The organism is Glaciihabitans tibetensis, from assembly GCF_003003265.1.
In the GTDB taxonomy this organism is placed as follows: Bacteria; Actinomycetota; Actinomycetes; order Actinomycetales; family Microbacteriaceae; genus Glaciihabitans; species Glaciihabitans tibetensis.
This window is the reverse complement of the sequence record NZ_PVTL01000009.1, coordinates 43,062-57,646: the sequence shown is the minus strand read 5'-3', so window position 1 is coordinate 57,646 and position 14,585 is coordinate 43,062. Positions and strand designations below refer to the sequence as shown.

At 67.5% G+C, this 14,585-nt stretch carries 13 protein-coding genes; 8 read left to right on the top strand and 5 right to left on the bottom strand.

Features of this window, described 5'->3' with window-relative positions:
• Positions 1 to 94 precede the first annotated feature (94 nt).
• Entirely contained in the window at positions 95 to 802 is a 708-nt protein-coding gene (locus B0I08_RS15285) for an SGNH/GDSL hydrolase family protein (RefSeq protein WP_245884846.1), read from the top strand.
• Between the two features lie 5 nt (positions 803 to 807).
• Here the strand turns inward: B0I08_RS15285 and B0I08_RS15280 are convergent, their stop codons facing one another.
• The gene (locus B0I08_RS15280; RefSeq protein ID WP_106214388.1) at positions 808 to 1,881 is read right to left on the bottom strand and encodes an FUSC family protein; all 1,074 of its coding nucleotides are present in this window, start codon (positions 1,879 to 1,881) and stop codon (positions 808 to 810) included.
• Between the two features lie 105 nt (positions 1,882 to 1,986).
• On the bottom strand, positions 1,987 to 2,580 hold the full coding sequence (locus B0I08_RS15275; protein ID WP_106214386.1) for a helix-turn-helix domain-containing protein: 594 nt from the start codon (positions 2,578 to 2,580) through the stop codon (positions 1,987 to 1,989).
• Positions 2,581 to 2,674: 94 nt separating this feature from the next.
• Between B0I08_RS15275 and B0I08_RS18245 the strand changes: the two genes are divergently transcribed.
• On the top strand, positions 2,675 to 4,498 hold the full coding sequence (locus B0I08_RS18245; protein WP_342748187.1) for a methyltransferase domain-containing protein: 1,824 nt from the start codon (positions 2,675 to 2,677) through the stop codon (positions 4,496 to 4,498).
• A 137-nt stretch (positions 4,499 to 4,635) separates the two neighbouring features.
• Here the strand turns inward: B0I08_RS18245 and B0I08_RS15265 are convergent, their stop codons facing one another.
• The gene (locus B0I08_RS15265; RefSeq protein WP_106214384.1) at positions 4,636 to 5,526 is read right to left on the bottom strand and encodes an alpha/beta fold hydrolase; all 891 of its coding nucleotides are present in this window, start codon (positions 5,524 to 5,526) and stop codon (positions 4,636 to 4,638) included.
• An 87-nt stretch (positions 5,527 to 5,613) separates the two neighbouring features.
• Here B0I08_RS15265 and B0I08_RS15260 point away from each other — a divergent pair, with 87 nt between their 5' ends.
• The 4 genes from B0I08_RS15260 to B0I08_RS15245 all read left to right on the top strand — a co-directional run bounded on the left by B0I08_RS15260 (position 5,614) and on the right by B0I08_RS15245 (position 7,304).
• Positions 5,614 to 6,087, top strand: coding sequence for a MarR family winged helix-turn-helix transcriptional regulator (locus B0I08_RS15260; RefSeq protein ID WP_106214383.1), 474 nt, complete (start codon positions 5,614 to 5,616; stop codon positions 6,085 to 6,087).
• 186 nt (positions 6,088 to 6,273) lie between these two features.
• Positions 6,274 to 6,477: a ribbon-helix-helix domain-containing protein gene (locus tag B0I08_RS15255; protein WP_181243438.1), complete on the top strand. Its 204-nt coding sequence runs from the start codon at positions 6,274 to 6,276 to the stop codon at positions 6,475 to 6,477.
• A complete protein-coding gene (locus B0I08_RS15250; RefSeq protein WP_106214381.1) occupies positions 6,474 to 6,851 on the top strand; it encodes a type II toxin-antitoxin system death-on-curing family toxin in 378 nt (125 codons plus the stop codon). Before B0I08_RS15255 ends, B0I08_RS15250 begins: the two co-directional genes overlap by 4 nt.
• 63 nt (positions 6,852 to 6,914) lie before the next feature.
• Positions 6,915 to 7,304: a VOC family protein gene (locus B0I08_RS15245; protein WP_219905684.1), complete on the top strand. Its 390-nt coding sequence runs from the start codon at positions 6,915 to 6,917 to the stop codon at positions 7,302 to 7,304.
• Positions 7,305 to 7,378: 74 nt separating this feature from the next.
• On the opposite strand, the gene B0I08_RS15240 is transcribed toward B0I08_RS15245, so the two are convergent.
• A complete protein-coding gene (locus B0I08_RS15240; protein WP_106214377.1) occupies positions 7,379 to 8,200 on the bottom strand; it encodes a sulfite exporter TauE/SafE family protein in 822 nt (273 codons plus the stop codon).
• 219 nt (positions 8,201 to 8,419) lie between these two features.
• On the opposite strand from B0I08_RS15240, the gene B0I08_RS15235 reads away from it, so the two are divergent.
• Positions 8,420 to 9,283, top strand: a complete 864-nt coding sequence (locus B0I08_RS15235; RefSeq protein ID WP_181243437.1) for a patatin-like phospholipase family protein — start codon at positions 8,420 to 8,422, stop codon at positions 9,281 to 9,283.
• A gap of 346 nt (positions 9,284 to 9,629) precedes the next feature.
• Here the strand turns inward: B0I08_RS15235 and B0I08_RS15230 are convergent, their stop codons facing one another.
• Complete coding sequence (locus tag B0I08_RS15230; protein ID WP_245884845.1) at positions 9,630 to 13,415, bottom strand: bifunctional proline dehydrogenase/L-glutamate gamma-semialdehyde dehydrogenase; 3,786 nt, start codon at positions 13,413 to 13,415, stop codon at positions 9,630 to 9,632.
• A gap of 241 nt (positions 13,416 to 13,656) precedes the next feature.
• Between B0I08_RS15230 and B0I08_RS15225 the strand changes: the two genes are divergently transcribed.
• Positions 13,657 to 14,571 carry a LysR family transcriptional regulator gene (locus B0I08_RS15225; RefSeq protein ID WP_106214373.1) on the top strand — a complete coding sequence of 305 codons (915 nt, stop codon included), beginning with the start codon at positions 13,657 to 13,659 and terminating at the stop codon, positions 14,569 to 14,571.
• Positions 14,572 to 14,585 lie beyond the last annotated feature (14 nt).

Sequence of the window (14,585 nt, the reverse complement as noted above, 5' to 3'; positions counted from 1 at the left end):
GCAGTCGATTCAGCGTTACGCACCGAACACGTTCCGACGACGATTCGGAGAGTGGCAGATGGGGCACGGTAAACGCGCGAAAGAGCGGAACGGGATGAGCGTGAAACAGGTCGCCATGGTGTCTGGGGTGGTGGTCCTCATCGTGATTGTGGGAGTGGTCATAGCGATCGCGGTGAACACTTCCCGGGGCGGCAACGCGGCCGCACCTCCAAGCGGCACGGGCACGGGGGCGACGGGCACGGGCGAGACCGTCGCGTTCTACGGCGACTCGTACACGCTCGGCACCGGGGCGAGTGATCTCTGCAACCGGTGGTCAACGGTCGTGTCGGCGGAGCGCAACTGGCGCGAGGTGAACCCGAGCGTCAACGGTCTTGGCTTCGTCAACAATCGCAGCGCCTTCGACGGCAACGACCTGCCCGAGGCGATCATCGCGTCCGATCCCGACATCGTGTTCGTCACGATGGGTCTCAACGACAACTTCAGCTTCGCGAGCCGGTCCGAGCAGATCGAGCAACAGATCACGGACGACCTCACCCGATTGAAGCGGGCGCTTCCGGACGCGCGCTTCATCGTGGTCGAGCCGTTCTGGTACACCGACGAGCGCCCGGAGTCCGTCGAAACGATCATCGGGTGGGTCGCGGCCGCTGCCGCCGCCATCGACGCCGATTACATCGCGGGCGCTTCGCGCTGGATCGAGGGACATCCCGAGTGGATGGCTTCCGACGGGCTGCACCCCAACGACGAGGGCTACGCAGAAATGGCGAAGCGCATGGACGAGGAGCTCCGCGCGCTCGGACTCTGACGGGGCTACTCGGGTTGCCGGTCGTCTACTACAGCAAGGATGCGGCTGAGGTCCAGGGCGATGACGCTGGCGGGATTCATCCCACTGCCCGGCTTCTCTCCTGCTCTCTGCGCCCGCGCACCGACGGTAGCAAGCGTCGACCGGGCCTCCTCGAGCGCCGCCGAGCGGGTGGGCTCGTCCCAGCTGCGCAGCGTCGGGGAGATCGACGTGAACGCGTCACTGAGCACGTCGCACACCTCGGGATCGAGATCGATCCGCACCTCGGTACCCCAGACGGCATTGGCGAGCACGTCGGTGATGTCCCGCACGTGGAAGGTGATGCGCTCGAACGCGGCGAGATCCTCGTAGTCCCGGGTGAGGTCGTGGCGGTTGCGGCGTAGGCGGGTGCGCGGGTTGATGCGCCGGCTGTCGGAGGCGGCCTGGAGCGCGGTGCGCACGTCGTCCGCGACCGTCGCCAACTGCGTTCCGCGGGTGGCCCAGTCTTCGTGCTCGGGCGGCCAGCTTTCGCGGAGCACCTGCGCCATGTCGTCGAGCTGGTCGGCGAGGGAGGCGCGAAACCGGGCGAGCTGGTCCCTCGCGGATCCGACGGTCAGCGGGGGAAAGATGAGCATGTTGACGGCGAGACCGATCAGGATTCCGGCGGTCATCTGCACGAGATACCCGACCGAATAGGAATCGGCATTGGGCCCTCCGATGATCAGCACAAACAGCACCGCGGTCGGGACGGTGTCGCTGCCCGCGCCCAGCCAGCGCGCCCCGGCCACGAGCACGCCCGCTCCGACCACCAGGGAAATCGTGACGACGTTCGGCTCGGCGAAGATGATGACCGTCGCTGCGAGCAGCATCCCGATGACGAGGCCGGCCAGGGTGCGCAGCCCCGTGGTGATCGAGCGCATCAGGGTTGGATGCATGCTGATCAGCGCGCCGAGCGGGCCGTAGTAGGGGTAGTCGCTGGCGCTGCCGGGCAGGTGCGGCGCGACCGACCACGCCAGGCCCACGGCGAGGGCGGTCTTCAGCGCGAGCAGCGTTCGCGGATGACGGATTCCCGACCCCAGCTGAGTCAGAACCGAAGAAGACATCCGACCATTGTCCCTGCGCGGGACTCGGCACCGGCTGGGAACGGCTCAGGTGCGAAAGCGGCGCGGCCGGGAGTGATCCGCTGGGAACGGCTCAGGTGCGATGCTTCAGTCGCCGGACGGGCTCGCCCGCACGTGGATGCGCTCACCCTGGCGGCCGAACAGGCTGAGGAACTCGACATCCCCATCCCCGACCCGCCCGAACCAGTGCGGGGTCAGGGTGCTGAAATCCGCGGCCTCGCCGGCCGTGAGGATGATGTCGTGCTCGCCGAGCACCAGGCGCAGCTGGCCGCGCAGCACGTAGATCCAGTCGTAGCCGGGGTGCACCTTGGGGCTCGGTTCGGTGCGCGGGCTGGACGCCGGGATGATGTGTTTGAAGGCCTGGAGCCCGGTGGATTCACGAGACAGGGGAATGATCGTGTGCCCGTGCCGGGCCATCGGGCGCAGGTGGATGCGCGGGTCTCCCGTCGCCGGGGCGCCCACGAGCTCGTCCAGCGGAACGCCGTAGGTGCGGGCGAGCGGCAGGAGCAGCTCGAGGTTGGGGCGGCGCTGGCCGGACTCGAGGCGCGACAGCGTGCTCACCGAGATCCCGGTCTGCTCAGATACGTCGGCGAGCGTCGTCTGCCTGCGCTGGCGCAGCGCCTTGAGCCGCGGACCGACCGCAGAGAGCACGGCGTCGGTGGTGTCGTCCTTTGGTTCCATGCCCCCAAGTCTGCCACCTTCTCGTTGCTGTTTCGGCAACGAAGCTTGTCAGTTTGGCTCCGCTCAGGGGAGCATGGATGAGGAGGCAAAAACGATGATGAACGAAACAAACGGATACGACGTGGTGGTTGTTGGCGGGGGTGTCGCGGGGCTGAGTGCCGCGGTGACGCTGGGTCGTGCACGCCGTTCGGTGGTTGTGGTGGATGCCGGCGCGCCGCGTAATGCGCCGGCCGCCGGGGTGCACGGATTCCTCACCAGAGACGGCCTCTCACCTCTCGAGCTGGTGCGCCTTGGCCGTGCCGAAGCCGAGTCGTACGGCGCAGTGATCGTCGAGGGCACCGCGGTTGCGGTAGAGCGGATCGGCGACGGATTCGCCGTAACTCTTGCCGACGGCTCGGTCGTGCGCGGCCGCCGGTTGCTCGTGGCCACCGGTTTGGTGGACGAGCTGCCCGAGGTGGAGGGCCTGCGCGAGCGGTGGGGTAAAGACGTGCTGCACTGCCCGTATTGCCACGGCTGGGAAGTTCAGGACAGGGCGATCGGCATCATCGCGACCGGCCCGATGGCCGTTCACCAGGCTCTGATGTGGGGGCAGTGGAGCTCCCGGGTGACGCTTCTGCTCCACAACTCCGCCGATCCGGGCGAGCTCGAGTGGGAACAGCTTGCCGCCCGCGGGGTGTCCGTCGTTGATGGCACCGTGGCGTCGGTGACGGTCACGGACGACGCACTGCGCGGAGTCGTGCTCGAGGACGGCACGACGATTGCGCTCGACGCCCTCGTGACGGGCACGCGGCTGAGCGCGCGCACCGACTTTCTTGCCGGGCTCGGTGCCCCGGTGACGGAGCACCCGATGGGGGTGGGTACTCTCCTCGAATCCGATCCGGTCACCGGAGCCACCGGCATCGCCGGAGTGTGGTCTGCCGGAAACGTGACCGACCTGATGGCCCAGGTGGTTGTCGCCGCCGCGGCCGGATTGCGCGCGGGAACCGCGATCAACGCCGACCTGATCACGGCGGAGGTCGCCCTCGCGGTTGACCAGCGCCGGGCTCGCGCGGAACCGCCATTCTCGGCCGAGGGGGAGCGCGCGAACCACCAGCGGCTCGCCGGTTCTTCCCAACACGGGATCGCGCCGGTTCGCAGCGCACGCCAGCACCGCACGCCAGCGCCTGCCGCGCACCAGCACGGAACACCGGCGGCTGCCGCGCACCAGCACGGCGCCGACGAGCACGGCGCCGACGAGCACGGCGCCCACGAAAACGCGGGCGAGGGCGATGCACCCACCGAGTATGACCAGGCGTTCTGGGATGCTCGTTATGCCGAGTCCGAGTCGATTTGGAGTGGCAACCCGAACCCCGTGCTTGTGGCCGAGGCATCCACCTTGTCTGCTGGGTCTGGGTCCGCACCGCGGTCGGCGCTCGACATCGGCTCGGGTGAGGGCGCGGATGCGATCTGGCTGGCGGAGCGCGGCTGGCAGGTGACCGCGGTGGATATCTCGCCGGTGGCGCTGGCGCGGGCCGCCGATCGGGCGTCTGCGCGCGGGGTGGCCGCCGATCAGATCACGTGGGAACACCACGACCTCACCGCCTGGACGCCGCCGCCCGCCCGTTTCGACCTGGTGTCCGCGCAGTTTATGCACCTGCCACAGACGCAGCGCGAGGTGCTCTTTCGCGACCTGGCCGCGGCGGTCGCGGACGGCGGAACCCTCCTCATCGTGGGGCACGACATGGTCGACCTCGATGTTGCCCACCGCTGGAACATCCCGGGAATGTTCTATTCAGCGGACGAGCTGGCCGCGACACTCGACCCGACGCTGTGGCACATCGCCGCGGCGGAATCGCGCGCCCGCACGGTGACCGCGCAGGAGGAGACGGTCACACTGCACGATGTGGTGCTGCGCGCAGAACGCCGGCGCGGCAACTAACCCGAGCGGGTGGCCGGTGGCGCGACCCGTGTCCGGGGCTCGCAAACCATCGTTTCTGAACCGCGGGAAGGTCGCTTGGGAGAACCATGGCGGCGGGTCACCTCGCCGCCATGGCCCGAGACTGCTGCTGAGCTGCCTCAGTCGCGGTCGACGCCCGCGACGAATTCAAGGACCGCGGCGGCAAGCTGCTCGGGAGCTTCCTGAGCGACTAGGTGGCCGATTCCCTCGATGTGCACTGAGCTGAACTCACCTGAACTGACCTGCTGGAATGAGGTCGCTGTGAAGGGGTGGTTTGCCCCATCGACCGTGAGCACTGGTACCTCGATCGGATGCGCTTCAGCCAACGTCTTGGTGGCGCCTTTGTCGGTGAAAATAGCCCGGTAGAGGCTCTCGGTGCCTCGCCATCCGCCAGCGCGAGAGTAGGAGCGGATGAACTCTTCGAGATCGGCCTCGCTGATAGCGCCCTCGGTGCCGTTCATCATCGGGTAGGCCCACTCGGCGATCAGTGTGCGTTCGCGCCCCGGGAGCATCAGTGACGGTATGCCCGGAGTACCCAGGAAGCCGACATGCCAGGATCCGAAACCGTTGACGTCCGCGAGCATTTCCAGGCCAAACCCTGCCAGGGCTGATTCGATCGCTGTGAAGCTGAGCACATCTCCGGGGTGCGTCGCGGCGAAGCGGAATCCGACGCCTCCGCTGATGTCCTGGACAAGGACGTGCACGGAGCCAAGGTCCAGGTGCTCGACGAGACAGTGCAGGTCGTCGGCAGCGACTTGCTCCTCCCATCCAGTGTTTTCGTTGCCGGAGTCTCCGAACCCTCGCAGGTCGAGGGCATAAACCCGGTGGGTCTGTGCGAGTCGCGGAATGAGCTTGTGGAAGGCCCACCAGGTCTCTGGCCATCCGTGAACGAGCACGATCGGCGAACCCTTGCTACCCGCTGAGACGTAGTGAATCGGGGTGCCGTTCAGGTCGACAACATGGTGTGTGACCTCCGGGATGGTTGCACCGGCGGGACTGACGATCGTCATAACATTGAACTCCAATAGACAAGTGGCCTGTCTTTTAAAGATAGACAAGGCAGTTGTCTATGTCAAGTCGAGTCGTAAGCTAAACCCATGTCTCGATCAGGTGCTGACCTCGCGCTCTTACTCCTCGCCGGCTTCCGAAAGATGGCGGACCAGGGCTCGGTCGAGCTCTCGAAGCTCGGGTACGACGACGTCCGGCCGGTGCATGACTTCGCATTGCATTCCATCCTGTCCGGCGCGGATAGCGCCTCAGAGCTGGGGCGAGCGATGTCCATCACCAAGCAGGCCGCCGCGAATACGATCAGCCTGCTGGAGGATCGGGGCTACGTTGCCCGGGAACCCGATCCGACTGACAAGCGTCGCATTCGGTTGAGTGTCACCGAGCATGGAAAGACAATGCTTCGTGAGGGCGAGGCCGTTTTTGAAAGACTCCGTGAGCAATGGGAGGAGCAGGCAGGCGTGGACGCCGTCGCTGCACTCCAAGAGACGCTGCGCAATTTCGTTGGCCCCGACGCAATCCAGGTCAACGTCCCGGGCTGGGACGCACGCGACCCGGAGTCATAGCTACTCCCACGCGATCGGGGGACTCCTTGAGCGGGTGTCCGCTCTCCGTGCCACGACCGGAGCTATATCCTCGCGTACGGGCGAGGAAAAGCGGGTATCGGCTCCGCCTGAATTTCTGAGACTCCTCACGAGGTATGCGGCCGTGAGGATCCCGGCACGCGGTGTCACTGGTGATACCATCTGCGTATGCCGATGACCCTTCGCTTGACAGATGCCGAAGCAGACGCGCTGCGTCGCCGTGCCGACTATGAGAAACGATCGATGCAGGACGTCGCGAAACAGGCGGTACGTGAATACGTCGAGAATCACAGTCGCCAGGATCTGCTGAGGATTGTGCTCGACGAGGAACTCCCGCGCTACGCCGAGGCACTCGAACGTCTCGGAAAGTGATCTATCTCACCTATTCGGATCTCCTCTACGTCGGGCAGAGAGCGCTCGGGGGAGACGTGCCTGTTCGAGACCAGGGGCTGCTCGAGTCGGCGCTGGCCCGTCCTCGCGCGAGCGCGTTTGGGGTGGATGCGTACGGGGATCTGAACGCGAAGGCCGCCGCGTTGACGCACTCCCTGGCCCGAAATTATGGCCTGATCGACGGCAACAAACGGCTGAGTCTTGCCGCGCTGATCGCCTTCCTTGGTATCAACGGGCGCAGGTTGACCTGGTCCAATGATGAGGCCTACCAATTCATTATCGGCGTGGCTTCCGGGCGCCTCGACGAGGTTTCCGACATCGCGGAACGCATAGATTTGGGTAGCCACGAGCGCTGAGGCGGGACGGTGTCGGACCCGGCCGAGGCTGCTGCCACTCGACGCAGCGACTAATCTGGCGTGGTGCGAATCAACCGGGTGCATCACATAGCCATCATCGCGACCGACTACGAGCTGTCGAAGAAGTTCTACACGGAGGTGCTCGGGTTCGAGCTGCTGTCCGAGGTGTACCGGGCCGAGCGCGACTCGTGGATGGGCGACCTGGCGTTGAACGGCACCTACCTGCTGGAGCTGTTCTCGTTTCCGTCACCGCCGGAGCGCGGCAGCGGTCCGGAGCAGACCGGGCTGCGCCACCTCGCGTTCGAGGTGGATGACGTGGAGGCGGCGCTCGCCGAGCTCGCCGCTGCCGGCGTTCGCTGTGAGGAACTGCGCGTCGACCCGCATACCGGGCGGCGGATGGCGTTCTTCTTCGACCCCGATGGTCAGCCGCTCGAGCTGTACCAGGCCGCGTAGCGCGACATCCACCTCACGGCGTTGTAAGCCTTGCGCTGCGCTTGGGGCCACGTGGCGGTGCGCTGGGCCCGGGCCTACTTGGCCTTGCGCTGGGCCCGGATCGCTTTGATCGTCAGCTGGATCGCGGCCACGAGCAGGAGCGCCGCAAACAGGATCGCGGACAGCCGCGGGGTCAGCAGCAGCGCGAGGGCCACGCCAGGGACGGCCGCGATTGTTGCCGCGATGCCCACCACGAGTCCCGCGCGCACGTCGACGAGCCCGTTGCGTACGTTGTTGATGGTGCCGGTGATCCCGGTGGGAATCATGACCAGCAGCGAGGTGCCCTTCGCGATGAGGTCGCTCATTCCGAAGATCGCGATGAGCGAGGGCACCGCGATGATGCCGCCGCCGATGCCGAACAGTCCGGAGGCGATACCCATCACGAGCCCGAGCGCGAGGTAGCCGAGGCCGAGCAGCGCGTCGAGTTCCAGCTGCTCGCCGCGCACGGGAACGATCAGCAGCATCCGCGCCGCGACCGCGAGGATCAGCACGATGAACATCCAGCGCAGCCAGACCAGGGGAATGCGTTTGAGCAGAGCGCTGCCGATGATCGCGCCGACGACCGCGCCGACGGCGATGATCAGGCCGGCCAGCAGGTCGATCTGCCCGTTGACGAGGTAGGTGATCGAACCGACGATCGCCGTCGGGATGATCGCGACGAGCGAGGTGGCCGACGCGTGCCGCTGGTCCATACCCGCGAGGGAGATGAGCAGCGGGACCATGATGATGCCGCCGCCGATGCCGAACATGCCGGACAGCAGCCCGCCGATGATGCCGATCAGCGCAAGCGCGATCCAGTAGCGGGTTCCGGGGCGGGGTGAGGGGCGATCGGTGGCGTGCTGATCTGGTTGCGTCACGGGGTCTCCTGCGGTGAAAGTGGTGCGGTGAAGCGCGGTGCGTGGTGGGGCACCACGTTTCGACAGCCTTCAGTGTATTGACTCGGCGCACAAGCGGAGATCGAGTGGAGATCGATGCTGAGATAGCGCCACGAACCCTCGTCTAGGCTGCTGATACCGCAGAAGCAGGTCGGCGAGCATCTCTCATCGGTCCGCCGGGCGGGGGATGAAGGGATTGCCGTGGCACGCGGAGCGCTCGTACTGGCCGGAGGCGGCAGCGTCGGGATTGCGTGGGAGCTCGGATACCTCGCGGGGCTGGAGACGAGCAGTCCCGAGGTCATGGATAGGATTCGCGACCCCGACACCACGTACGTGGGCACCTCCGCCGGATCGGTCGTCGCCACGATGCTCGCCAGTGGTATCGCCGCCGAACAGTTGCTGCAGCCGGAGCTGGACAGCGAGACATCCGCCAGCCCGGGCCAACAACGATCGTTCTGGGGTATCGCGAAGGTCGCGACCGCGATGGTGTCGTCGCGTATCGGCGCAAAGTCCCCGGAGGAGGCGCGCAGGAGGATTGGGGCGTTCGCGGCGAAAGCAGCCACGGGCCCAGAAGACGCGTGGATCGCCAGCATCGGCCGACGGTTGCCCGGGCGCGACTGGCCGGAGCGCCGCCTGCTCATCACCGCGGTCGACGTCGAGTCCGGCGAGTTTCGGGTGTTCGACCGGGACGCTGGGGTCGACCTGGCCTCCGCCGTTGCGGCGAGTTGCGCGGTTCCGGGTATCTTTCCGCCGGTCACGATCGACGGGCGCCGGTACATGGACGGCGGGATGCGGTCGATCGCGAACGCCGACCTCGCGGCCGGGTGTGATCCCGTGCTGATCCTGGTGCCCATGCGCGAAGGGGGACCCGGAATCGGCAGCGTCTCGCAGGGCGAACTCGACGTGTTCGAGCATGGCCGCAGTCACCTCGTCTATGCCGACGCCGAGTCCGTGCGCGCGTTCGGTCGCAACCCGCTTAGCACCACCACGCGGGCGGCCTCGGCGCGGGCGGGACTGCGGCAGGGGCGTCAGGCCGCGGGACTGGTTGACCAGCTGAGCTGGTGAGTCAACGGGGGTGACTGGTCGGGGTGGCGAGTCGACTGGGGTGGGTGACTGGGGTGGGTGACTGGTCACTTTCTGCGGCAGCCCAGATGCCGAGGTGCCACGATTTGTCGCCGCTCGCGGAACGTTGCCGCGAGACATCCCCCAGGTGTCAGGATTTGTCGCGGCCCAGATTTCGAGGTGTCATGTTTCGTTGGTACCCGAACTTTGAGGTGTCGCGTTATGTCGACGGGGTCTGGTCGAGGTGTCGCGTTATGTCGACGGCAGGTCGCGAAGTGGCGAGTTTGGTCGCTGCAACTTCAACCGCTACGACCAATGGTGTCACCTCGTGGGATCCGGTGGGCCTGAGCTACAGCAGTCCGTCCGACAGGCCGTTCGGCGTGCCAAAGCGGTGCGCCGTGATGCTGATCGCCTGCTCCTTGAGGAACGGCAGCATGTCGACGCGTCCGGACTCGGTGACCGGGTTGCAGTAGACCGCGATGTCCGGTCGGCCGCCGGTGGCGAAGGTGAGTGCAGCGGCCGCGGCGCTCGCCGAGGAGGTGGCGGTCGCGACCGATACGGCATCCCCGTCGAGCAGGCGAACCCGGGTGTCGTGCAGCTGCCCCGCCGAGACCAGCCACTGCTCGTTGCTCTCCACCGTGAAGGTGGCGGTGCCGCGCGTGGCCTCGATCAGGGCCGGAGCAACCGGAACCGCGGTCGATACCTGCACGTGAGCTCTGGCCGTTGCCGCGGCGATGAGGGTGCGCACGAGGCGAGCGAGCGGTGCTCCGTGCAAGGTGGTGGCGGATGTCGCGGCGCCGGGCACACGCACGTGCACCGATTCCGGCACATAGCGGAACACGTTGCGCTCGGCTGTCAGCCCAGAAACATCTTTTGCGATGCCGAACTCGACCGCCCACGCGGCGGCATCGCTGCGTGCGGAGCGCCGGAGGAACGCGAGGTCGGCGGCGCTCAGCCGTGCAGGAACGGCGGTTGGAGAACCGGCAGTTGGAGAAACGGCGGTCGGAGAACCTGCGCCCGCGGATCTGGCCGAACCTGCGCCCGCCGAACCTGCGCCCGCCGAACCTGCGCCCGCGGATCTGGAGCCCGCAGATCCCGCAGATCCCGCAGATCCCGCAGCGTCCAATAGCGCCCGCACAGTCGGGTTTGTGGCCTCAGTCGTGGAGTTGCTCGGCGCAGAAACCCAGGACCCCAGCCCGACGAGGTAATTCGGGCCGCCGGCCTTTGTGCCCGCGCCCACGGCCGAGCGCTTCCAGCCGCCGAACGGTTGGCGCTGCACGATCGCGCCCGTGGTGCCGCGGTTGACGTAGAGGTTTCCGGCCTGGATGGTCTCGAGCCACAGTGCGATCTCCGCCGGGTTCAGCGAGTGCAGCCCCGTGGTGAGGCCGTAGTCGACCTGGTTCTGGATCGCGATGGCCTCCTCCAGGGTGCGGGCGGTCATCACCCCGAGGATCGGGCCGAAGAACTCAGTGAGGTGAAAGTGCGAGCCGCGGGCGACTCCCGTGCGCACGCCCGGGCTCCACAGTGTTCCGGTGTCATCCAGCTGCTTCGGCGCGACCAGCCAGCTCTCGCCGGCGCCCAGCTCGGTCAGCCCGGAGAGCAGTTTGCCGGTGGCGGGCTCGATGATGGGCCCCATCTGGGTGGTCGCCTCGGCGGCGTAGCCAACTTTGAGCGAGCTGACCGCGTCGACGAGCTGGTTGTGGAAGCGGCGCGAGGTTGCGACCGATCCGACCAGGATCACCAGCGATGCTGCCGAGCACTTCTGCCCGGCGTGGCCGAACGCGGAGTGCACCACGTCTTTGACCGCGAGGTCGAGGTCGGCGCTGGGGGTGACGATGATCGCGTTTTTTCCGGAGGTCTCCGCGAGCAGCGGCAGGTCGGGACGGAAAGAGCGGAATAGCTCGGCCGTCTCGAAACCGCCCGTGAGAATGACGCGGTCGACCGCGGGGTGCGCGATCAGCTGTGCGCCGAGGGTGTTCTCTCCCACCTGCACGAGCTTCAGCACCTCGCGCGGAACCCCGGCCTCCCAGAGCGCCTCGACCATCACCGCGCCGCAGCGTTCCGCCTGCGGTGCGGGCTTGATCACCACCGCGGATCCGGCAGCGAGTGCGGCGAGGGTGGATCCCGCGGGGATGGCCACGGGAAAGTTCCACGGGGGAGTGACCACGGTCAGCCGCGCCGGAACGAAGCTGGCGCCGTCGATGGCATCCAGATCACGGGCGCGCTCGGCGTAGTAGTGCGCGAAGTCGATCGCCTCAGACACCTCCGGGTCGGACTGGTCGAGGGTCTTGCCGGTCTCCGACGCCATCACCTCCATCAGGCGGGCGCGGTGAGTTTCGAGCAGGTCGCCGGCGCGGTGCAGGATGTCGGCGCGCGCGGCACCGCTCAGCGCACCCCAGGCACCGCTAGCAGAAACCGCGGACTCGACCACCGCGTTCAGCTGCACTTCCGTTTCTACCGTCGCCGCGCTGATCGCCGCGCGTCCGAGGTCGGAGCCGGGAACGCGCGCCAGGATGCCGCGGGCCCACTCGCGGTTGGCGGGAAGTGCGGGGTCGGTGTCTGGCGTGTTCGTGAAGCCGCGGCCCCCGACATCCGCCGCACCCGCATTAAACGAAAGCGCGGCATCAGCACCGAGCGCGGCATCAGCATCGAGCGCCGCATCAGCATCGAGCGCCGCACCCGCATCGAGCGCCTCACCCGCGTCGATCGCGTCGGTGGCACGACGGTCCTGCGTGCGATTCGGGCCGGGGATCGCGTCATCGAGGGCATCGAGCGAGGCCAGGAAGCGGTGCTTCTCCCGCTCGAACAGCGACTCGTTCGAGCTGAGTTCGAACACGGCCGACATGAAGTTGTCCTGGCTCGCGCCCTCCTCCAACCGGCGGATCAGGTAGGCGATGGCGACGTCGAACTCCTGCGGGTGCACGACCGGGGTGTAGAGCAGCAGCTCGCCGACGTCCCGGCGCACGGCCTCGGCCTGGCCCTGCGCCATGCCCAGCAGCATCTCGAACTCGAGGCCGTGCTGCACCCCACGGCGACCGGCGAGCAGCCACGCGTAGGCAACGTCGAAGAGGTTGTGCCCGGCAACGCCGACTCGCACGTTCTCGATGCGGTCGGGGTGCAGCGCGTAGTTCACGACGCGCTTGTAGTTCGTGTCGGTGTCCTGCTTGGTCGACCAGGTCGCCAGCGGCCAGTCGTGCAGCGAGGCCTCGACCTGCTCCATCGGCAGGTTCGCGCCTTTCACCAGGCGCACCTTGATGCCGGCGCCACCGCGGGCTCGGCGGGCCGCGGACCACTGTTGCAGCCGCACCATCGCCGACAGCGCGTCGGGCAGGTAGGCCTGCAGCACGATCCCGGCCTCGAGGTTCACGAACTCGGGAGCGTCAAGGATGCGCGTGAAGACCGCGATGGTCAGCTCGAGGTCTTTGTATTCCTCCATGTCGAGGTTGATGAATTTGGGAACGGGGGATGCCGCGGCGCGGGCGAACAGCGGCGTCAGGCTCGTCACCACGTGGTCCACCGCCTCGTCGAACGCCCATGCCGCGTGCGGGCTGACGGTCGACGACACCTTGATCGACACGTAGTCGACGTCGTCGCGGGCGAGCAGCGCGTGGGTTCCGGCCAGGCGCCGAGCTGCCTCCTTCTCGCCCAGCACGGCTTCGCCCAGCAGGTTCACGTTGAGGCGGATTCCTTCGGTGCGCATGCGGGCGATGGCGGGTCCGAGCCTGGAGTCCGTGGCATCCACCACGAGGTGTCCGACCATGCGGCGCAGCACACTGCGGGCGATCGGAACCACAACGGCCGGCAGCAGCGGGGCGGCGACCCCGCCGCAGCGCACGGCCGCCTTCATGTACCACGGGAGGAAGGCGGGAACCTTCGGCGCGAGGATCGCGAGGTTGCGGGCCGCAACACCGAGGTCTTCTGGGCGCACCACCCCGTCGACGAACCCAACGGTGAAGTCGAGGCCGTTCGGGTCCTTGAGCACGCCGGCGAGCTGCTGGGCCGAGGCGTCGGAGGCAATGGTGGATGCCTCGGCCAGCCAGCGCCGCACGAGCACGATCGCGTCGTTAGCGAGATCGCGGGTGCTGGCCGCGCTCTCCCGCGGGGTTCCGGTGGTGGATGGGGCGTTGGAGTTCATGAGGCCCTCGACGTTCTGGTGCGGCGGGCGCGGGCGCGAAGACGGCAGGGACTTTCACCGTGCGGCCATTCGCGGTGCGGCCCGGGTTGTGCGGCCGGGCGGGTGCGCGCGGCTGAAGCCCAGTATGGAAGCAATGTCTGATTAGATAAAGCGATTGAACTAGAACGATATTCATCGGAATTAGTGACGAATACGGCTCGGGCACGAGTGCCCCACAACGCAGCTTGCGAAAGGAGACCCGATGCTCGATGTTCGGCGCTTGCGGCTGCTGCGCGAGGTGCAGATCCGCGGCACCCTTGCCGAGGTGGCAACCGCACTGAACTTCAGCCCGTCCTCGGTGTCGCAGCAGTTGACCCTGCTCGAGCAGGAGACCGGGGTCGAGCTGCTGCGCAAGGTCGGACGCCGGGTGCAGCTGACCCCGCAGGCCGAGATTTTGGTCGGCCATACCGGTGCGCTGCTCGAGATCCTCGAGCGCGCCGAAGCCGACCTCACGGCGTCGCTCACCACCGTCGTCGGAACCGTGCGGGTCGCGGTGTTCCAGTCCGCCGCCCTCGCCCTGATGCCGGCCGCGCTCACCGCGATGCGGCGGGACTACCCGGACGTGCGCATCGAGATGGTGCAGCACGAGCCCGAGTCGGCGCTGCACGAAACCTGGGCGCGGGATTTCGACATGGTGGTGGCCGAGCAATATCCCGCTCACGCCGCCCCGCATCATCCCGGCCTCGACAAGGTCGACCTCACGACCGACGCGATCCGCCTCGCGCTGCCCCCGCGCGATCTGGAGCTCGCTCCGGTTGCGACCATCGCCGACGCGCGTGCGTTGCCCTGGGTGATGGAACCGCACGGCGCCGCCTCCCGCCACTTTGCCGAACAGCTCTGCCGTCGCGCCGGGTTCGAGCCCGACGTGCGCTACGAGACCGCGGACCTGCAGGCACAGATCCGCCTGATCGCCTCCGGCAACGCGGTGGGCCTCATGCCCGACCTCGTCTGGGCCGGCGGCGAGACCACCTGCCGCCTCGTGGGGCTTCCGGACACGCCCCGCCGCACGATCTTCACTTCTGTGCGCAGCTCGGGCACACGCTACCCGGCGGTGTTGGCATTCCGCTCCGCGCTGCAGGCCGCCGCCGAGCTGATCGACGACCGCCCGCTCGGCTGACTCGGCCACTCCAG

Excerpts from the sequence above, each read along its gene's own strand:
- B0I08_RS15260 (WP_106214383.1), top strand. The coding sequence starts at position 5,614 with ATGTCTCGATCAGGTGCTGACCTCGCGCTCTTACTCCTCGCCGGCTTC.
- B0I08_RS15255 (WP_181243438.1), top strand. The coding sequence starts at position 6,274 with ATGCCGATGACCCTTCGCTTGACAGATGCCGAAGCAGACGCGCTGCGT.
- B0I08_RS15230 (WP_245884845.1), bottom strand. The coding sequence starts at position 13,415 with ATGAACTCCAACGCCCCATCCACCACCGGAACCCCGCGGGAGAGCGCG.
- B0I08_RS18245 (WP_342748187.1), top strand. The coding sequence starts at position 2,675 with ATGATGAACGAAACAAACGGATACGACGTGGTGGTTGTTGGCGGGGGT.
- B0I08_RS15285 (WP_245884846.1), top strand. The coding sequence starts at position 95 with ATGAGCGTGAAACAGGTCGCCATGGTGTCTGGGGTGGTGGTCCTCATC.
- B0I08_RS15265 (WP_106214384.1), bottom strand. The coding sequence starts at position 5,526 with ATGACGATCGTCAGTCCCGCCGGTGCAACCATCCCGGAGGTCACACAC.
- B0I08_RS15280 (WP_106214388.1), bottom strand. The coding sequence starts at position 1,881 with ATGTCTTCTTCGGTTCTGACTCAGCTGGGGTCGGGAATCCGTCATCCG.
- B0I08_RS15225 (WP_106214373.1), top strand. The coding sequence starts at position 13,657 with ATGCTCGATGTTCGGCGCTTGCGGCTGCTGCGCGAGGTGCAGATCCGC.
- B0I08_RS15275 (WP_106214386.1), bottom strand. The coding sequence starts at position 2,580 with ATGGAACCAAAGGACGACACCACCGACGCCGTGCTCTCTGCGGTCGGT.